The sequence below is a fragment of the Microcoleus sp. FACHB-68 genome (assembly GCF_014695715.1).
Lineage (GTDB): Bacteria > Cyanobacteriota > Cyanobacteriia > Cyanobacteriales > Oscillatoriaceae > FACHB-68.
The window spans coordinates 228219-248674 of record NZ_JACJOT010000017.1; the positions used below are offsets into that span (position 1 = coordinate 228219).

Annotated in this window: 14 protein-coding genes; 8 read left to right on the forward strand and 6 right to left on the reverse strand. The window is 46.5% G+C overall.

The features are described from left to right. The first annotated feature begins 35 nt into the window (after positions 1 to 35). Positions 36 to 809 carry an ABC transporter ATP-binding protein gene (locus H6F73_RS23365; RefSeq protein WP_190761154.1) on the forward strand — a complete coding sequence of 258 codons (774 nt, stop codon included), beginning with the start codon at positions 36 to 38 and terminating at the stop codon, positions 807 to 809. A gap of 120 nt (positions 810 to 929) precedes the next feature. Here H6F73_RS23365 and H6F73_RS23370 read toward each other — a convergent pair whose 3' ends face one another. Continuing rightward, entirely contained in the window at positions 930 to 2246 is a 1317-nt protein-coding gene (locus H6F73_RS23370; protein ID WP_190761155.1) for a hypothetical protein, read from the reverse strand. Continuing rightward, positions 2236 to 2367 carry a hypothetical protein gene (locus H6F73_RS27135; RefSeq protein ID WP_277882645.1) on the reverse strand — a complete coding sequence of 44 codons (132 nt, stop codon included), beginning with the start codon at positions 2365 to 2367 and terminating at the stop codon, positions 2236 to 2238. Before H6F73_RS27135 ends, H6F73_RS23370 begins: the two co-directional genes overlap by 11 nt. Positions 2368 to 2502: 135 nt before the next feature. Between H6F73_RS27135 and H6F73_RS23375 the strand changes: the two genes are divergently transcribed. From H6F73_RS23375 to H6F73_RS23390, 4 genes are all read left to right on the forward strand, one after another. Continuing rightward, entirely contained in the window at positions 2503 to 3462 is a 960-nt protein-coding gene (locus H6F73_RS23375; protein WP_190761156.1) for a putative 2-dehydropantoate 2-reductase, read from the forward strand. 28 nt (positions 3463 to 3490) lie between these two features. Then, positions 3491 to 3817 carry a nucleoside triphosphate pyrophosphohydrolase gene (locus tag H6F73_RS23380; RefSeq protein ID WP_190761157.1) on the forward strand — a complete coding sequence of 109 codons (327 nt, stop codon included), beginning with the start codon at positions 3491 to 3493 and terminating at the stop codon, positions 3815 to 3817. Between the two features lie 87 nt (positions 3818 to 3904). Beyond that, a complete protein-coding gene (locus tag H6F73_RS23385; RefSeq protein WP_190761158.1) occupies positions 3905 to 4972 on the forward strand; it encodes an acyl-CoA dehydrogenase family protein in 1068 nt (355 codons plus the stop codon). An 861-nt stretch (positions 4973 to 5833) separates the two neighbouring features. Next, positions 5834 to 7117, forward strand: a complete 1284-nt coding sequence (locus H6F73_RS23390) for a valine--pyruvate transaminase (protein WP_190761159.1) — start codon at positions 5834 to 5836, stop codon at positions 7115 to 7117. Positions 7118 to 7274: 157 nt separating this feature from the next. On the opposite strand, the gene H6F73_RS23395 is transcribed toward H6F73_RS23390, so the two are convergent. Continuing rightward, a complete protein-coding gene (locus H6F73_RS23395) occupies positions 7275 to 7634 on the reverse strand; it encodes a hypothetical protein (RefSeq protein WP_190761160.1) in 360 nt (119 codons plus the stop codon). 164 nt (positions 7635 to 7798) lie between these two features. Between H6F73_RS23395 and H6F73_RS23400 the strand changes: the two genes are divergently transcribed. Continuing rightward, on the forward strand, positions 7799 to 11257 hold the full coding sequence (locus H6F73_RS23400) for a HEAT repeat domain-containing protein (RefSeq protein ID WP_190761161.1): 3459 nt from the start codon (positions 7799 to 7801) through the stop codon (positions 11255 to 11257). 388 nt (positions 11258 to 11645) lie between these two features. Here the strand turns inward: H6F73_RS23400 and rfbB are convergent, their stop codons facing one another. Continuing rightward, positions 11646 to 12740, reverse strand: a complete 1095-nt coding sequence (gene rfbB / locus H6F73_RS23405; RefSeq protein WP_190761162.1) for a dTDP-glucose 4,6-dehydratase — start codon at positions 12738 to 12740, stop codon at positions 11646 to 11648. Between the two features lie 291 nt (positions 12741 to 13031). Here rfbB and H6F73_RS23410 point away from each other — a divergent pair, with 291 nt between their 5' ends. After that, on the forward strand, positions 13032 to 14699 hold the full coding sequence (locus H6F73_RS23410) for a CapA family protein (RefSeq protein WP_190761163.1): 1668 nt from the start codon (positions 13032 to 13034) through the stop codon (positions 14697 to 14699). A gap of 194 nt (positions 14700 to 14893) precedes the next feature. Here H6F73_RS23410 and rfaE1 read toward each other — a convergent pair whose 3' ends face one another. Further along, positions 14894 to 15919, reverse strand: coding sequence for a D-glycero-beta-D-manno-heptose-7-phosphate kinase (rfaE1, locus tag H6F73_RS23415; RefSeq protein WP_190761249.1), 1026 nt, complete (start codon positions 15917 to 15919; stop codon positions 14894 to 14896). Positions 15920 to 16157: 238 nt separating this feature from the next. Between rfaE1 and H6F73_RS23420 the strand changes: the two genes are divergently transcribed. After that, a complete protein-coding gene (locus H6F73_RS23420; protein WP_190761164.1) occupies positions 16158 to 16715 on the forward strand; it encodes a Uma2 family endonuclease in 558 nt (185 codons plus the stop codon). Positions 16716 to 16791: 76 nt separating this feature from the next. Here the strand turns inward: H6F73_RS23420 and H6F73_RS23425 are convergent, their stop codons facing one another. Further along, complete coding sequence (locus H6F73_RS23425) at positions 16792 to 20190, reverse strand: response regulator (RefSeq protein WP_190761165.1); 3399 nt, start codon at positions 20188 to 20190, stop codon at positions 16792 to 16794. Between the last annotated feature and the right edge of the window lie 266 nt (positions 20191 to 20456).

Sequence of the window (20456 nt, forward strand, 5' to 3'; positions counted from 1 at the left end):
TTGCAAAGTTTGTTCTAATTAAGGAGATTTCACTCATGTATTTGCAAATCAAAAATCTGCACAAGCATTTTGATACTAAAAATGGCTCGTTAGTTGTCCTTAAGGACATTAACATGACGATTAAGCGGGGTGAATTTATCTGCGCTGTGGGCGCGTCGGGATCGGGTAAGTCTACTTTGCTGCGACAAATTGCCGGCCTTGATATGCCCACATCTGGCGAAGTCACAATTGATGGAGAGTCGGTGACTGGGCCTGGGCCTGACCGGGGTATGATATTTCAGCATTACACACTTTATCCTTGGATGACTGTGCAGGAAAATGCTGAGTTTGGACTCAAGCTGCAAGGTGTGCCGAAGAAGATGCGGCGTGAGCAAGCAAGCTATTACTTAAATGTCGTAGGATTGACTAATTTTGCCAAGACATTACCGAAAGAATTATCAGGTGGGATGAAGCAACGCGTGGCAATTGCGCGGGCGTTGGTTGCGGAACCCAAAGTGTTGTTAATGGATGAACCTTTTGGTTCCTTGGATATTCATACGAAAGAGTCGATGCACGAATTTATGTTAGACCTTTGGCAGCGCACAAATATCACAATCTTTATGATTACCCACGATGTGGAAGAAGCGGTTTTCCTTGCAAATCGTATCTATGCTTTGGGAACTCGTCCTGGGACAGTCAGAAAAGAAATGACGATCAAATTACCTGAACGCAGCTATAACGTTAAACGCCATTCTATATTCCACGACTACCGGGATGAACTCATGGATCTGTTACGCCGGCATGGACAAGAAGCTTTAGTTGCAGCTTAAGATTGCTATAATTCCATTTTGAACAAGGCTGTACCTCTTGATATGAATTCAGCAAGGTGTGAGGCACAGCCTAATCGATTGCATTGCAAATTTATAGCCTAATTGCGAGAAGTTTAAGCTTCAATCGGCCTTAGAGTTATTGGATTTAACAGTCGCTTCAACGGCTTTTAAATCAATCTCAAATTTGGCAGCAATGGTTTCCAGCAACCGCGCTTCTTCGGGGTTTATTGTGCCATCATGCTGCGAAAGGGTGTAACATTTCACCAGCAAAGGCAAAGCAAAGTCTCGGTTGAGCTTTTCAACCAGCCGGTCTAAAGGTTGGGGCGATTTCAGTTCAGCCGTCATCACTTCTAACGAAGTTGGGCTAACATTCAATGCTTTTAACTCTGGCAAAATATTTTCCCAGGATTTGTTTGGGTTACTTGCCAAAATTGTCTGTGCCAAAATTTGATCCATAATGCTTTGCTGCGCCAGTGCCACTGTTAGATATTCTTCGCTATCTTTCTGAATGGCTTGCGCGATTGCTGACGAACTCATGGGATCGACTTTAGCTTCATAGAACCGGCACGCTGCGAATCCCAAGGTGTAAAGCATCACCGTATTCGTGCCGGCACCAATCGCCATACCGGCTAGGGGCACATTTCGCAGCACACCCAAGCCGAGTTTCATCGCTTGACTACCACCGAGGGACAGCCCAAAAATCGCCATCACTTCACCGCGACGTGCCGGTGCTTGTAAATCCATGCCATAGGCGGCGGCGATCTGATAAATCATTTCCGCTTGCAGTTGTGTCGTCGCTGCCAAATCGATTGCTAGCAGCGCCAATGCGACTCCTGGGAGAAGACTGCTGACTAAACCAACGCCGCCGGCTTGAATCGCTTTCTCTGACATAATCCGATGAGCGATTTCGTTGGGAGTTTCGTTGGGATGCTCTTGCTGTAGCTTCCTGACTGCTTCTTGAGCTTTCACTGTATCAACTTGGCCCACCATTCCCAGCAGCCATTCTGCCCGAAACACTTTCAAAACTTGTCGCAACACCGGATTATCCCCAATGAAGCTAGCGGCGCGACCGGCTTCATGTGTCGCTTTCTCAAATATCTCCTGGCTTTGTTTAGCTGCGGTTTGTGCCGTCTCTGCGGCTGTTGTCAAGGCGGCTTGACCGGCTTGAGTGGCAACTGTGCCGATTGCCCCACCCACACCCGCTGCAGTCTGCATGACGTTTTGGCCGGTTTGCGCTGCAGCGTTAAGTGCCTCGCCTACGCCGGCGGTTACTTGAGCGATTGAGTCAAAAAGCGAGTGATTCTCAGATCGATTGATTTGTGTTTGACTGGTTGGGGTGTGGCTGCCGGTGTCCGGTGCGTGTGCTTTCTCAGATGCCGGTGCCGATGAATTTACAGGTTCGTTTTGCTCAAAGTTGTTATCTTGTTCATTTGTCATTATTCAATTCCTCCTGCCGGTATTTATCCTCAGCATAGCGCTCACAGCCGGGGGAGTGCTGAGGGGGAGTCCTGAGTCCTGAGTGCTGAGTGCTGAGGGTGTGAGTGTTTGAGTGCCCCATGCCCAATCCCCCATGCCCAATGCCCAATCCCCAATCCCCAATACTAGGTAGCTTGAAGGCACGAAACTTCAGCAGTATTGTTAGGGGTGAAACAAAAAAGATGGAGAATTTGACGACAGGAGGTGTAGCTCTAACATGACCAATCGAACTTATGCAATCCTCGGCACCGGCGCAGTAGGAGGGTTCTACGGTTCTCGCCTGCAAAAGGCCGGTTTAGATGTCCACTTCTTGCTGCACAGCGATTACGAACACGTTCGACAGCATGGGTTAGTCGTGGAGTCCCCAGAAGGGGATTTTGTTCTTCCCCACGTGAAGGCTTATTGCAATGCCGACGAAATGCCCCGATGTGATGTGGTCGTTATTGCGTTAAAAAGCACTTACAATCACTTACTGCCGAAACTGTTGCCGGCAGCACTCAAGGACAGCAGCGTAGTTCTGCTACTACAAAATGGCTGGGGAATTGAGACAGAAGTTGCAAAAATTGTTGGTGCTGAACGTGTAATGGGAGGGTTGTGTTTTGTCTGTTCTAATAAAGTCGGGCCTGGTTTTATCCGCCATTTAGATTACAGTGCGGTTACGCTTGGGGAATATGCGCCAGACTATCAACCGGCTGGCATTACAGAACGAATGCGTTTAATTGCCAGTGATTTTGAACGCGCCGGCATCCCCATCGAACAGGCAGAAGATTTAATGCTTGCTCGATGGAAAAAACTCGTTTGGAATATTCCTTATAATGGGCTGTCTGTGATTTTAAATGCCAGGACAGATGAGCTGATGGCAGATGCTCATATCCGCATTTTAGTCGAGCAATTGATGCAAGAAGTGGTTGCCGGCGCAGCGGCATATAATCGCGCAATTCCCGATAGTTTTATTCAAAAAATGCTCGATCACACTGCAAAAATGAAGCCTTACCGAACCAGCATGAAGATTGACTATGACGAAAAGCGTCCCTTAGAGGTAGAGGCAATTGTAGGCAATCCTTGGCGTGCGGCGCAGAGTGCCGGTGTAGAATTGCCTCAAATTGCCATGCTTTACCGGCAGTTAAAGTTTCTCGATGCTCAGAATCGAGAGCAACGTGAAGCGTCAGAAAATTAATGTGAGAACTGATAAGTGAGAACTTGCGATGTTTCAGGAATATAACAAACTTGTGCGAGATCGGATTCCAGAAATTATTCACAAAGCCGGCAATCAATGCGAAGTAGTAACGATGTCGCAGGATGAATATAGACAAGCTTTGCGAGACAAACTGATAGAAGAAGCCCAAGAAGCTGCCAGCGCAAATTCTCAAGATTTGGTCAAAGAATTGGCTGATCTATATGAAGTGATTGATGCCGTCATGTTAACCTGTGGAATTGAACGCGAAGCCGTCTTAGCAGAGCAAACCCGCAGACGGAAAGAAAGGGGCGGATTTGAGCAGCGAATTAAGTTGCTGTGGACGCAATCTCAATAAAATCGGCTATTTTGTATTGGGGTAAAATGAATCTTCTTGTTCCGACATTGCCAGCTTAACCGGCACAATTGCAGCGAATAAAATCACATGGATTGCCGGCACCCGTTATTAGATATCGCTCAATCTTATTTGCGTGAATTTGTCGCACCCCAAGCTGCCCAAATTGATAGCGATCCGGCGGCGTTGCAAACCGCTTTAAAAGGACTCGGTGAGCGTTCCTTACTAGCGCTGCGAGTTCCCCAAAGCGGGGGTGCAGCAGAAGTCAGTGAAGAAACCTTTCGCACCTTTCAAGAGATAGTAACTAGATACTCCGGTGCGTTAGCTTTCTTGCAAACTCAGCACCAAAGCGCCGGCGGGTTTTTAGCCAAAAGTGAGAATGAAGCACTTAAGCAAGAATATCTTCCCCATTTAGCCACCGGCAAGCGGTTAGTAGGTGTTGGCTTTTCTCAATTGCGGCGTCAGGGAGAACCGGCACTCGTCGCGCAGCCTGTTGCAGCCGGCTTTCTGCTCAATGGCTACGTGCCTTGGATCACCGGCTTTGGCTGCTTTCAAGAATTTATTGCCGGCGCGACGTTGCCGGATGGTGGCGCTGTGTTTGGGGTAGTGCCGTTTGTGGAAACCTATCAAGCTGCCGGTGGCAAAATTATATTTAGTGAGCCGATGGAGTTGGCGGCAATGGCATCGACTAACACCGTTACTGCCCAGTTAACTCAGTGGTTTTTACCGAAAGAACGGGTGGTGTTTATCAAGCCGGCAGGTTGGATTCATGAAAATGATCGCAAGAATGTATTGCAGCATAGTTTTTTTGCCTTGGGTTGCGCTCGTGCCGGCCTTGATATTGTAGAAGAGGTAGCAAAAACAAAGCAGTTGCCCTTTATTAACACTACTTTTGATGCCCTTGATCGGGAACTGCTCAACTGTCGTGCCGGCATACTTGAAGCTTACCGGCAACCTGACGCAGATCGGTTGAAATTGCGTGCTTGGGCGATAGAATTAGCGTGCCGGTGTGCGACTGCTGCGGTAACGGTTTCTAGCGGTGCTGCGAATTATAAACACCATGCCGCACAGCGAGTCTATCGGGAAGCCTTAGTTTTTACAGTTGCCGGTCAAACAACCGCAGTCATGGAAGCAACCTTGAGCCGGCTGATTCGCTGAAAGTCAGGGCAAGTACAAACAATTTTCAATCTACCAAAATAGACCCCACTGCCGAGGGGCATAGCATCAGCATAGAAAATATTCACTTAGACCAAAATATACTGTATATATTAACCTCAATTTATGATTCTCACAGATAACCCCTTGTGGAGGGGGTTTGGGGGACGCACCCGTCACCCAATGGGGGGTTTGGGGGGAACCCCCCCAATGCCTTTGTGACTTTATCCAATACTAGAACATCCAACAGATAACCCCTTGTGGAGGGGGTTTGGGGGACGCACCCGTCACCCAATGGGGGGTTTGGGGGGAACCCCCCCAATGCCTTTGTGACTTCTCGCAGAAAATATTCACTGAGACGAAAATACAAACGACTTCTCACTTACCAAAATACCCAACAGATCACCCCTTGTGGAGGGGGTTTGGGGGACGCACCCGTCCACCAATGGGGGGTTTGGGGGGAACCCCCCCAATGCCTTTGTGACTTCTCGCAGAAAATATTCGCTAAGACGAAGATACATACATTTCTCACTTACCAGAATACCCAACAGATCACCCCTTGTGGAGGGGGTTTGGGGGACGCACCCGTCCACCAATGGGGGGTTTGGGGGGAACCCCCCCAATGCCTTTCAGACTTTTGCAATACCGCTGTGCTGCTGTACCGGCTCAAATTTTGCGTAAGTGTACCATTGGCGCAGGTAGCAGATAATTTTAAAGTGGATTAAGCCAAAGATCCGGCGCGAAAACTTGCAATTACAGCAAAACAACCATCAAACTTCAGCACACACAGGTTAAAACTGCTAGCAAATTCGCTACGATCTTCTACATCTGTTAACTATCAGCGTTGTTTCATCTCAAACTCTTATGAATCCTGCCCTGACTCAATTCGGCGATCAAATGTCCCACCTGACAGGGGTGCGGGCGATTATGAAAGATATTATTGAAACCTTGCAAGCTGGAGAAGGGCAGGAGTTTATCAATTTAAGCGCCGGCAATCCAGTCATTCTGCCAGAGGTTGAGCAGTTGTGGCGCGATTGCACAGCAGAACTTCTGGCGAGTTCAGATTATGGCGAAGTCGTTTGCCGGTATGGATCTTCTCAGGGATATCAGCCGCTGATCGATGCGGTGGTTAAAGATTTCAACCGGCGCTATAAGTTGAATTTAACTGAGCGTAACATCTTAATTACCCCAGGCAGTCAGGCACTTTATTTTTATGCTGCCAATGCCTTTGGCGGTTACACCACCGGCAAACAACTCAAGCAAATTGTCCTGCCCCTGAGTCCCGATTATACCGGCTATGGCGGTGTCAGCTTGATGCCAGAGGCGCTGTTTGCCTATAAGCCTTCACTCGATATTAATGCTGCCGGTCATAGTTTCAAATACCGGCCTGATTTCAGTCAGTTAGAGATTAACGAAAACACCGGCTGCGTGCTATTCTCGCGCCCCTGTAACCCCACCGGCAACGTTTTGACGGATGAAGAGGTGCGGAAAATTGCGGCGCTGGCTGCCCCCTACGACGTGCCGGTGATGGTAGACTCGGCTTATGGCCCCCCCTTCCCCGCCTTGAATTTTACGGAAATGACGCCGGTGTTTGGCGGCAATGTGATTCACGGCATGAGTTTATCAAAAGCCGGATTGCCGGGAGAACGGGTGGGCATTGCGGTTGGCGATGAGGGGGTGATTCAAATTCTGCAATCATTCCAGACGAATATGTGTATACACTCCCCGCGTTACGGGCAAGCGATCGCAGCGCGTGCAATTGCCAGTGGTGCCCTTGCGGATGTGGCAGAAAATGTGATTCGCCCTTACTACCAAAGTAAGTTCACTGTAGTTGAATCCACCTTAGATGCAGCGATGCCAAAGGATTTGCCCTGGTTCCTCCATCGCGGAGAAGGCGCAATTTTTGCATGGCTTTGGTTAGAGAATTTGCCCATGAGTGATTGGGATTTGTATCAAGAATTGAAGGAAGTAGGTGTAGTTGTCGTTCCGGGAAGCTCTTTCTTCCCGGGTTTACGCGAGGATTGGAAGCACAAGAATGAGTGCATAAGGATTAGTTTGACTGAAACTGATGGCAACATTGAAACCGGCATGAAGCGTTTAGCTCAAGTTGTGGAACGGATATATCAGCAGCAGCCGGTTAGTTGTTAATTATTTGAGATAGAGAGGGGGGCGATTGTAGAGATCGTCCCTATTTTTTTTGGGGCGAGAACTGTGCCGGTGTAAATGTTACAGGTGAATAGTAAGGCAGTTAAGCTCTAGAAACCTGGTTTCTTTTCATGCCTATCCAAACCGGCACCGACAAACCTTATTTATCTTTCTCTTCAATTACCGCTTGCACCAGCTGCCAGAGGAAGAAACAAAAACCGATGCAGAGTCCGGAAATGGGATCGAACCAGGAGATCCCATTCACGAAACCAAATTCACCGATTTTGAACATAATCTTGAGAAACTTTTGGTTGTTTAATCTATTTTCTCGCTGCTTCGGTAGCTCTTGCTCACTCATTTCGAGGCTTTCTAGTGGGGAGTTACTGATAAAAGCCAGCAGGATTAAAAGCTGAATCTGGGGGTTTTGGGTGAGGATAGCTTTAAACAGTTGTACAGTCATTGGTGGGTTTCCTGAAGGTCGTTTTTGATCGTGAGCCAGTCCGGTATCGAAGTTTTCCATCGCTCGAAATCCTTCGTGTGACTAGCTTTGAGCAAAATCTAACTTGTCCGACTCGATAAAAACTGGACTTTTGGGGACAGAGATTAAGTGACCTTTCTGACCCTCAGCGAAGTGATGAAGTTGTTTAGACTATTGATATCCACAACCGCCTCAATTTCTTAACTATGGGTGAAACCCGCAACCGTGATACTCTTCAGGCGCACGCTGAGGGAAAACTGCTTCTCAAAACGGCTAAAGCTGGCAAACGTGATGAGAATGGCAAGCTTTGGACTTATTTGGATATTGCTGGAGAAGCAGGAGTTAGCGAAAAAACAGTTAAACGATTTTTTGGGGGTGAATCAGTTGATAGGGACTCTGCAATTGCGATTTGTCAAGCGTTAGGGTTAGAAGTTACAGAAATCGTTGATCAGAGTCAGTTGAACTCACCACCCGATAACAGCATCGATTGGCACACTGTCTGTCATGCCATGCTGGAAGTGCAACCCATCCGCCGGCAAGCAACCGGCAGACATGGAGGACATGAGATTAAAATTCATGTGCCTCTGGGGTTGGTGAAACCCTGCCGGCAAGCAAAGCGAGATGAGCAATTTTCTCCGATGGCAGCCGAGGGGACGCAACAATATCGGCTATCGGAAAAAGAAATCGAACGGCAGTTTGAAGAAAGCGAATTTTTTAAAGAAGTTATTCAGAAACAAGGCAAAAACCTGGCGATAGTTGGTGAACCCGGTGCCGGCAAAAGCACTTGGATGGATTGCATTGCAAGGCATTTAGATAGGGAGGGCAACCCCCACGGGTTTCCCATTTGCATTCCCTTGGGAAATTTGCAGGGGAAAACCCTGGAGGAATATCTGCGGCAAATTTGGCTGAAAGCTGCGCTGCCTGATCTCGATGCCGGCGCGGTAGAAGTGAAGCCGGCACTAGAAGCAAAGCTGGTGCAATTGTTTAACAGTGGCAAAGTGTGGCTGCTGTTAGATGGGGCGGATGAAATGCGGGTGGCAGAATCAAACTCGCCTTTAAAAGAAATTGCCAATCAACTGATAGGCTGGGTTGCCTTGGCGCGGGTGGCGATCAGTTGCCGGTTGAATGTTTGGGTAACAAATGATAAAGCGCTGCGTGATTTTCAAACTTATCGGACGCTGAATTTTGATGAGGCGGGGGTGGCGGATTTTATTGAGCAGTGGTTTACAGAAGCCGGCAAACCCGAACTCGGAGAAAAATTGCAGGCAAAATTAGCGGAACTGGAAAAAGATCGGATTCGGGATTTGGTGAAAAATCCTTTGCGGTTATCGCTGCTATGTGAAACTTGGGATGATAAAAAAGATTTACCGGAAACAAAAGCCGGACTTTACCAGCGATTTCGAGAGAATTTTTATAACTGGAAGAAAGATGAATTTCCCATCACTAGGAATCAGCGTCAGGAGTTAAACGCACAGTTGGCAAAGTTGGCGCTGGCAGCATTGGAAAGGAAAATGCCATTGCGGGAGTCGCTTTGCTATGAGGTGATGGGGGAAGATTGCTTTAAATTAGCGCAGGATCTCGGTTGGTTGAATTTGGTTTACCGGAATGCGGAGACAGATGAGCCGGTTTATGCTTTTTATCACCTGACGTTTCAGGAATATTTTGCAGCTTTAGCGGTGGAAGGTTGGCATTATTTTTTCACTCATGTTCCAGATCATCCGCAACAGGGAATTTACCGCATCTTTGAACCGCAGTGGAAAGAAGTGATTTTGTTGTGGTTGGGGGGTGTCGAGGTGCTGGCAGAACAGAAAGAGGAGTTTATTACTGCATTAGTTGAGTTTAAGGATGGGTGCGGCGAGTGGAATTATATAGATATAGATCAAGGACTCTATGAATTTCAAGCCTATTTTCTAGCAGCAGCCGGCATTAGCGAATTTTGCCAGTCTTCCAAAAGCGAGGAAATTGTTAGGAAAATCGTTAAATGGGGTTTTGGTTACTTCAACATTGAAAAACAACAGTGGCAAACATTGCTCGATCCAATAGCAGAGGCAGCGAGGAAAGTGCTGCCCCAGACACGGCGATCCAAAGCCATCAGTGCTTTAGTCGAGTTAATTGGCAACACTGAGTCTGAATCTACCCGCTATTGGGCGGCATACAGCTTGGGGAAAATCGACCCCGGCAACGAAACTGCCATCAGTGCTTTAGTCGAGTTAATTGGCAACTGTGGGGATGAAGAAACCCGCAGGAAAGCGGCAATTGGCTTGGGGAAAATCGACCCCGGCAACGAAACTGGTATCAGGGGTTTAGTCGATTTAATCGGCAACTGTGGAAATGAAACAAACCGCATTTTTGCGGCAATTGGCTTGGATAAAATCGCCATCGGCAATGAAACAGCCATCAGGAGTTTAGTCGATTTAATCGGCAATTTTGGAGATAACAAAACCCGCTTTTTTGCGGCAATTGGCTTGGGAAAAATCGCCATCGGCAACGAAACTGCCATCACGGCTTTAGTCGAGTTAATCGGCAACTGTGGGGATGAAGAAACTCGCTTTTTTGCGGCATATAGCTTGAGGGAAATCGCCATCGACAACGAAACAGCCATTACGGCTTTAGTCGAGTTAATCGGCAACTGTGGAGATGAAAAAAACCGCATTTTGGCGGCAATTGGCTTGGGGGAAATCGCCATCGGCAACGAAACAGCCATCACGGCTTTAGTCGAGTTAATCGGCAACTGTGGGGATGAAGAAACCCGCATTTTGGCAGCAGGAAGCTTGGGAAAAATCGACCCCGGCAACGAAACAGCCATCACGGCTTTAGTCGATTTAATCGGCAACTGTAGGGATAACAAAACCCGCTGGAAAGCGGCAGATAGCTTGGAGAACACCGCCATCGGCAACGAAACTGCTATCCGTGCTTTAGTCGAGTTAATTGGCAACTATAAGTCTGATTCTACCCCCTGGATGGCGGCAAATAGCTTGAAAAAGATTTTAGTGACAGAGAAGCAAATGGCAGGGGTTGTCTCTGCCTTGAAAGATTTCCTATCGAATGAAACTTACGAAAATAACTTTGATCGATTCGAGAACTGCTACAAACTCATCTGGCACTGCGCCCAAATTCTGCCCTATCCCGTCTTTTATGAGGCATGGCATCATCCACCGCACAAGTCCCATCCAGAAGTCGCGGAAACAACGGGAGTGGGGTTCTGTGCCGGCATCCAACAGCGCAATTTAGCAGAATTACCGCAACTGCTGAATGCTGCACTTGTCTCAGAATTAATCGATTCAGTCCAGCTTATTTGCACTGACGGCAGCAATTTTTTTGATAAGGATAACCCGGTTCTGGAAATTTACGATGCCATGCTTGATAGTGGTTGTCCAGAGCGTCCTAATGGCTATCCTACAAAAATAGCAGAGCTGAAGCTGTATTATAAATCTCTCTGTCGCAATGGCAAAAAGCGACCGATTTTACTCTTTTATGAAAACCCTGCCGGGGCACCACCCCAAGGCTTTAGCGAAATTTTTCTCAACGCTTTAAGCAAATTTGATGGAGGAATTTGCCTCGTGAGTGATCAAACGAATATCCCCTTACAATCTTTCTCACCCAATCAGCCAAATTTGATTGAAGATATTGTTGGATGGATTCGACGAATTGTGATGGAAAGTTAAATATAGCCATCCTCAGTGAATTGTGATCCCAAGTCAGCCCCCAAACCCCCAATGCCTACGGTGTACACACAAGTCTTCTCTACTTACGCTTGAGGTTTATTAGCCCCCTAAATCCCCCAATTCTGGGGGACTTTAAATTCCGGTTCCCCCCAAAATTGGGGGGTGAGTGCGGCTTATTCCACCGTTTTGAGGTTGATATGCAGAGGTGTTTACACCGTAGGAATTGGGGGCTTTAGGGGGCATGAAAAGTTAAACCAAACCACCGAAAATTCGTGTATACACAGTCACCTATTCTGGAAGTAACCAAACCCTTCAAAGTCCCCCAGAATTGGGGGATTTAGGGGGCGAAATTGCTATGCTGAGATTGAGAAGCTCTCAATTTTTACTTCTAAACGTAAACTTGGTTGTAATAAGCTTGATACTCTTCAGAGAGTAGCGGTTTCCACCAATCTTCATGGGTTAAAAACCATTCAACCGTGCGCCGCAATCCCTCTTCAACCGTTACAGAAGGCGTCCAACCCAACTCAGTTTTAATCTTGGTTGCGTCAATCGCATACCGGCGATCATGTCCTGGCCGATCCTTTACAAACGTAATTAACTCCTCACAAGGACGCACCGGCAGCTCAGTTGCCATCTCATCCATTAACTTACACAACATCCGCACCAAGTCAATATTTTTCACCTCATTATTACCGCCAACATTGTAAGTTTCCCCCGGTTCACCGCGATGAATCACCACATCTAAGGCACTACAATGATCACGAACATACAGCCAATCCCGCACATTTTGACCATCCCCATAAACCGGCAAAGGTTTGCCCAGCAGCATATTAATGCACATCAGGGGAATCAATTTTTCAGGGAAATGATAAGGGCCGTAATTGTTAGAACAATTGGTAATAATTGTCGGAACTTTGTAAGTGTGGAAATAAGCCCGCGCTAAATGATCGCTGCCGGCTTTCGAGGCAGAATAGGGACTATTCGGCGCATAAGGCGTTGTTTCCGTAAACGCTGGATCATCCGGGCCGAGACTGCCGTAAACTTCATCGGTAGAAACGTGGAGGAACCTGTAATCACTCGGTTGTCCCTTGCCATTCCAATGCTGGCGAAACGCTTCCAGCAGCGTAAAAGTGCCGACAACATTCGTTTGCACAAAAGCACCAGGACCGAGAATTGAGCGATCAACGTGAGATTCTGCCGCAAAGTGGGCAACGGTATCAATCGCTTCCTCTTGCAATAGACTATCGACAGCCGCGCGATCGCAGATATCCCCCTGCACAAAGCGAACATTCTCCCTTCCCTCCAACTCCGCCAGCGTTTGCCGATTGCCGGCATACGTCAAGGCATCGAGAACCACCACCCGATCGCCCCCGTAAGATTCGCACCAGTGATGCACAAAATTTGAGCCAATAAAGCCGGCACCCCCCGTGATTAAAATTCGGCGGGGTTGTCTATTTTCACCGTTGTTCCAGCTGTGGGTCATAACAATTTTGGATTTTGGATTAACTTGATGCGAACTTTCACGCCTTTACAGAAGGCTGCAAGCTATGTTTAGCAAGTATTTCAGATTTTTGCAAGCCAATAGCGTTTAAATTTTAATTTCCAGCCAGTGCCGGTTGCTACAAACCCCCTGCCGGCGACTCCCATAACTCTCCTACACAGCCATTAACCCATCTGTGGTTAAAAAAAAAGACGCTTGCCACAACGCGAAAAACCGGCATAACCTTTTTCAACGTATCATAAAAAAATCTATCCTTAGACCGAGGAAAAAATTGTGGTTAAGCAAAATATGGAGACATTGGCAAAGCAAGGCGATCCCGATATTCTCGCTTTCCTAATTAACCAAGCATTGCGAAACCAAGGAATTCAGGCAACCGTTACCCGCAAGCATCACTGCCTCCATATCCTCCTAGAAGCAGATCGAGTGCCGGCGCAGCAAACTTGTGTGCAATTTCTTCACAATGGTTTAAACCACCTAAACATAAAATCGATTACCACTGTACAAGTTTATGGCCGGCAAATTGGAGGACAGCCGGTTTGGACTCAAACAATTGATTTCCGGCAATTTCCTCTCACTAAATTATTGCCATCTTCTGAAATTAACAAAAAAAATCCCAAAAAAAAGCTTAAAACGCAACCCGCAACCGCAAAAGAGGCTCAAGTAATTACGAAGGCCGGCACAGAAAATCCCAGCCCTCAGCCTTTAAAATTAAGCAATAACAAAATTAAAGCCTTAGTATTTGGCGTCAGTTCACTCAGCTTTTGTCTCGGCACCGGCTGGGGATTTATCACCCAATCTGAAGGATATAACCTCTCTGCTTTTCTTGCCCCCGTTGCTTCGTTTCAGATGCCGACTCAACTGCCAAGCTTCTCTGCATCTCCTGCGCCGGCAGCCACCCTTAAACCTTGGCAAAATTCTAAAATATTAGAACCTTTCACCAAAACTTCAAAAGCTCTCGTTCCCCCAATTCCAGAAACTTCGATCACCATTAAAGCCGTTGGCGATATTATTCCCGGCACGAATTATCCTTATAACAAACTTCCTGGGCAAAAGCAAATTTTATTTCAATCAGTCAAATCCCAACTCAAAGGCGCAGATATTTTATTCGGAAATTTTGAGAGTACCTTAACCAATTATCCTTATTCTGCAAAAAATATCAGTCGAGGCATGACCTTTGCTTTCCGCACACCTCCCAGTTACACGCAAATTTTAAAAGACGCTGGGTTTCATGTTTTAAGCGTAGCCAATAACCATTCAATGGATTTTTTTGAAGCCGGCTTTGAAGACACGATGAAAAATATTCAATCTGCCGGCATGAAAGCGGTTGGTAAAAAAGGTCAAATTCTTTATTTCAGCGTTAAAAACGTGCCGGTTGCGTTTATCGCCTTCAGCAACTATGACTATCACAACTCAATGCTCGATTTAACAGCCGCAAAAGCTTTAGTCAAAGAAGCCCAGAAAAAAGCCCGAATTGTAGCAATTTCCGTTCATGCCGGCGCTGAAGGAACCGGCGCAATTCATACCAGAAACCAAACCGAAACCTTTTTTGGAGAAAACCGGGGAAATATGGTGCTTTTTTCCCGCACAATGATTGATGCCGGTGCCGATCTAATTTTAGGACATGGCCCTCACGTTCCTAGAGCAATAGAACTTTACAAAGGAAAACTCATAGCCTATTCCCTCGGCAACTTTTTAGGATACCGCACCCTCTCCACAGCCAGTCATCTAGGCAGTTCTTTAATTTTACAAGTTGAAGTAAATTCACATGGCGACTTTGTAGCCGGTAAAATACTGCCGGTGCAACTTGACGGACAAGGAATTCCCTACAGCGATCAAAGCTTTCGCAGCGTTAAATTAATTCAAAACCTCACAAAAAGTGATTTTCCCAACACTAAATTAACTATTGACAATAACGGCAAAATATCTTTAAAACAGAAATAATGTGACTATATATTTTAAATTGACACCGCAGAAATAAAGCCGACATCCAACCAACCAGATAAACACAAATGAACCATCTGCGTATGCCCTGCGGGCACGCTGCGCTATCATCTGCGTTCATCTGCGTATGCCCTGCGGGCACGCTGCGCTATCATCTGCGGTTAAAAAAAATCTACTCTTCCCAACAACCCAATCTAAACTTCAAGCAACAACTGCAAAGCCTCCTTCATCTCCTCAATTGTTGTCGTAGCAGTCCCAAACTGACGCACAACAATACTCGCCGCTAAATTCCCCAAAACCGCCGATTCCCAGAAAGAACCACCGGCACACAAACCCAAAGTCAGCGCCGCAACCACCGTATCACCGGCACCCGTCACATCAAAAACATCCGTGCGGTTAAAAGCCGGGATATGATGCTCAACACCGGCACCCTCAAACAGCGTCATCCCTTCTTCACCACGCGTAATTAAAAATTGCTTCGCTTGAGTCAATTTGAGCAGATCCTTGCCCGCTTGCGACAAAGTTTGATCGCTATTAATCCCATATCCCACCGCTTGTTCAGCTTCAGGTAAATTTGGTGTAAATATCGTCGCGCCGGCAAACCGCTGCAAATCCTTCTGAGTATCCACAATTACCTGCCGGTGTCCCAACGCCGCCTCAATCACCGGCGCAGTCAACACCCCATCCCCATAATCCGAACACACCACCGCATCCACCGTTGGCAACTGCTGCCGGATATACTCCGCCAACTGCAACTGCAAATCTAAATCTGGCAACTCATCCGATTTGCGATCTACCCGCACGATTTGCTGAGTCACAGACTGCCGCGCATGGCCAGAAATCCGGGTTTTCGTAACAGTTGGGCGATCTGCATCAATCAGCATTCCTTGCGTATCAATGCCGGCAGCCTCGAAAATGTCCCGCAAAGCCCCTCCTTGGATATCCTTACCCACGAAGCCGGCAACCTTCACCTGCGCCCCCAACTTTGCCAGGTTGTAAACCGCATTTGCCCCGCCTCCCGGCACTTGTCGGGTATTTTCGTGGCGAATAATCAACACCGGCGCTTCGCGGGAAATGCGCTCAACTTGCCCAGTGAGAAACTCATCCAGCGTTAGATCGCCCACAACTAAAATTCGCGCCTGGGAAAAGCGATCCATCCGCTCAAACAAGTTGTCAGTACAGGCGCGTAGTTGCGATGAAAAAGTAGACGTTAAATCCATATCCGGTTGTGAAGCTTCCAAGTGTATTTTCCCCAATCCCCCAAAGCCGGTTCCCTCCCCGGAAAATTTACACTATCTCAGGGTTGCCGGCAACAACTTCTCAGCTTTCCCCTCAACCCCGCAATGATTTCCCAGTCCAGATTGCTTCTCGGTAGCCGGTTTTAGCGCTCTAACTATCGGCCTTTGTGGGCTTGTCTTACAATAGCCCTAGGCTCAGACACCCAAGGAGACGACACTCATGCCACAACTAACGGTTAAAGACTTGGAACAACTGCAAGCCACACTTTCCGAAGCCGGTTTAGATTACCAATTAGAACTCGAAGATGGAAAAATTTCTGTTATGGGTCCATCAGATATCGAATCTAGTGAAATAGGCGCTCGGTTTATCGCTTTTCTATTCGCCTGGATCAACCCCCGCCGGCTCGGACGCGTGTTTGATTCCAGCGGCGGTTTTATTATGCCAGATACTAACTTAAAAGCACCGGATGTTTCCTATGTCAGTGCGGAACGTCTCAAGAAAAGCCAGCGTTATTTTGCCGAATTGGTTCCCGATTTAGTCGTAGAAATTAAATCACAAAGTGACCGCATTAAATCTTTGCAAGACAAGATTAAAATGTTTTTAGAAATGGGTGCTTTAATCGGAATTCTTATCGATCCAGATGAGCAAACAGTGACCGTTTATCGACCCACCGGCAACCCAATTCTACTCGGAAATGGAGATATTTTGACCGTTCCCGAATTATTGGCCGGCTGGGAAGCCCCAATTTCTGAATTATGGCCGCCTGAGTTTGACTAATGCCGTGCGGTCGCATTTGATCTAGATAAAAGCGTGACTGTGAGAATACTGAGTCTATGCTCAAGTTATTTCAGTCTCATCCCTTAAAATCTAAATCAGTCACACCGTTCCATCCTGCCGGCACGCCATATTGTTGATAGTGTTGACAGCGTTTCACGTACAGCATTGCCGCCTTATCTTCAGGATTAATCACTAGGATTTCTTCAAACATAGACTGTGCATCCGAAAAGTTTTGGCGATTGTAAGCCATTACTGCCGGCTCAAATTGTGTCTTGGTTTGGTTCTTTAATTGATTCGTTAATCCCAAATTTTCCTCGTATACTTCATAAACTGCAACCGGCTTGCTTTTTCCTTTCACCCGAACGCGATCAAGAAATCGAAAGCTGTAATTCTCGATATCTTCCACCAGAATTAAAGTGTGTAAGCTAATTAAAATACCCGCTCCATAGAGCTTCGTTAACCCTTCTAAGCGAGACGCTAAATTCACAGCATCTGCAATTGCAGTGGTTTCCATGCGTTGTGATTCGCCAATGGTTCCTAACATTAAATTACCCGTATGCAAGCCAATCCCGATAGAAATCGGAACCTCACCGCGCTGCTGCCGGTGTTGATTATACAGCGCCACTTCTTTCTGCATTGCCAGCGCTGCTTGCAAAGCATCTTTCGCTGATTCGGGAAACAAAGCCATGATCGCATCACCAATATATTTATCAATAAAGCCTCGATGCTGACGAATCACAGGGCCAACCTGACTGAGATACGAGTTGATAAAATTAAAATTTTCTTTAGGCGTCATGGCTTCTGACAGGGTTGTAAAATCCCGAATATCAGAAAACATCACGGTCATTTCTTTGAGAACTTGATCGCCTAGCTGCACTTCAATAATACTTTCTCGACTTAAAAAGTTTAGAAAGTTATGCGGCACAAATCGCCCGTAAGCTAAAGTTAATTTAGCCAAATTTAGATGAGTTTTGATGCGAGCCAGCATTTCGCCTTTTTGAATTGGTTTAGATAAATAATCATTTGCTCCAGATTCAAACCCCTCAATGATGTCTTGAACTTGGTTCTTTGCAGTTAACATGACAATCGGCAATTCGTGAGCCGGAAAGCGATCTCGGATTTTTTGACACACCTCATAGCCGGTCATTCGCGGCATCATTACGTCAAGTAAAATTAAATCCGGCAGCGGTTCTTGCTCCAGAGAATCCAAAGCTTCTTGCCCGTTAGTCGCTTCAGTAATTTCGTAATTATACAGAGAAAGATTGTTGAGCAAGACTTGTCGATTTACAGGTTCGTCATCAACAATCAAAACTTTAAACTGTTTGGTATTCGTAGCATTTAAGGCTAACTGAGGACTTTGGATAAGGGTCGCTAGCTCGGAAGTCAGAATATCTGGAATCAGGCTGGATTGAGCTGATTCAACTTGGTCTTGAGAACGGGGCAAAGTAAAGGTAAATTGTGAGCCTTTTTCCAGCTTCGACGTAAGGCTAATCTTTCCCCCGTGCAATTCCACAAGCTTTTTGGTAACGGCAAGCCCCAAGCCGGTACCGCCATACTCTCTAGCCGCAGTGCCTTCTCCCTGTTCAAAAGATTCAAAGATGCGGTCAAACTTATCTTCAGGAATGCCGATTCCTGTATCGGAAACTGTAATCGCTATGTGTTGATTATTTGTTGATAGTTCAGTGTTATCAATGATGACTTGAGCTAAAACTTCTACGCTTCCTACAGAAGTGAATTTAATCGCGTTACCTACCAAGTTGTGGAGAATCTGTTGTAGCCGGTTTTCGTCGGCTTCTGCGCTGGGGAAATCTTCAGAAATCGAGTTAATCAACTGCAAATTTTTCTGGTTCGCTAAGGGTTGACTGAGGGTGAGAACCACGTTCACAACTGAGCGCAAATCTATTGGCTTTAGTTGCAGTTCCACATTCTTATGTCTCAGCTTAGAAAAATCAAGAATATCGTTGACCAAACTAGCGAGCCGGCGACCACTAGAAACGATTAATTTGAGATTAATTTTTGTGGTAATGGGAAGTTCTCCCGTTGCGCCATCCATCAGCGATTCAGCGAGGCCAATAATCCCATTTAGTGGAGTGCGAAGTTCGTGGGAAGTGTTGGCTAGAAATTCATCTTTGAGTTGGTCAAAATGCTTGAGTTCTTCGTTTTGCTTCTCTAGGGTTTCAAACGATTGCTGAAGTTGCCCTGCCATGCTGTTAAACGAGTTGGCAAGTTTTTCTAATTCGTCGATGCCTTTAACGTTTATTGTTTGATTCAATTGTCCGCCGGCAATCGCTTGAGAGGCTCGGTTCAATCGGACGATGGGACGAGCAATCAAACGAGCGGTAAAAACGGCCATGCCGGTGGCGAACACTAAGGCAACGAAACAAAGCACAATGGTCGTGCGGGTGTTATGGTCGATCTGCTCCATGAAATCGGATTCTGGGATGACTGTTACAATCAACCAGTCCAAACCAAACTTATCTTGCCAAGGCGTTATCTTGATAAACTGGCGCTGACTTGACCAAGGAAAATTGCCGTTGTTTAGTTTTAACTCAAGCTGTTGGCTGTTGTTGATTTCCTTAAAGTCGCGAAACGTTTTCTGTAAATACCGGCCTGTTGCCAGAATCAACGGATCTGTACTATCTAATACCTGGAGTCGCTTCGGTTTGCCGTCCACAATTGTGAAAGGTTGTTCGCTACTAGAACTGGCAACGATAAGTCCATTGCGTTCAATAATAAAAATTTTCCCAGATGGACTAACTTTTAATTTACCCAAGAAATTACTGATTTGAGAAAGGCGCTGATCAATCCCGATCACACCGATAATTTTGTTGTTGCGATCTCGAACGGGCCGGTTAAAAGAAATGGATAGAATATCAAGTTGTTCCCACTCATAAATCTGGCTCCAAATTGGTTTGCCGGCCTTGATAGTGTTGCTATACCAAGGCTCCTTTTGATATTCGTATCTTCCCGTATTTTCAATAGCCTTGATTCGATTTCCCTGGTTATCTGTTGCGTAGGTGATGCTATCAGAGTTGCCGTATTGTCTGAGAGAAACCTCACTAATGATGACGCTCTTTTCTTTCTCGTATCCAGCCCCAATATAGTCGCCTGTTGTAGAACCAAAGTTGATATAGCCAACATTAAACTCCTGCATCTGTTTCCAGTAAAATTGCCCTTGCCTCTTGAGGTCTTTGGGATCGACCAATCCTAATTCGAGGGCGTCGGTGTTGACTTTCGCTAACTGTTTAGCAGCGTTAAGGTAACTACTCAGGTGCTGCTCAACGCGAGAGCTAGCTTCATTTTGCAAGCGCAGTACCAACTCGTTGACGGCTTTTTGTCCGTTGCGAAACGAGAGATAGCCAACCAAGCCGACAGCAGCAGTGATTTGCAGGAGGAAGGGAACGATCAAAACAGTTTGTAAAGAAGCCTGCAAAGGGAACTGGGCAATTAAGCGGTTCAATGACCGAGTTAACATGGGCGAGCACTGCCATTTTGTTGAGTTACATAAGTCGGGTTAATTCCTCCGACCCCCTTATCGAGCTATAAATATTTTAGTGATTTTGTTAAGCTCGATTGCTCTACGCAGGCTGTAGGGGATAGAGAAACCAATTTTTAGGCTTATAAAATGATGTTAGTGAAAGTGTAATGATTTAACTGGCCAGCCGTAAGCACAGTATATCTGTCTTGCTGACGACGTGGTTTCTCTGCATCCTCGATTAAATATTGCCTACACCGACTACG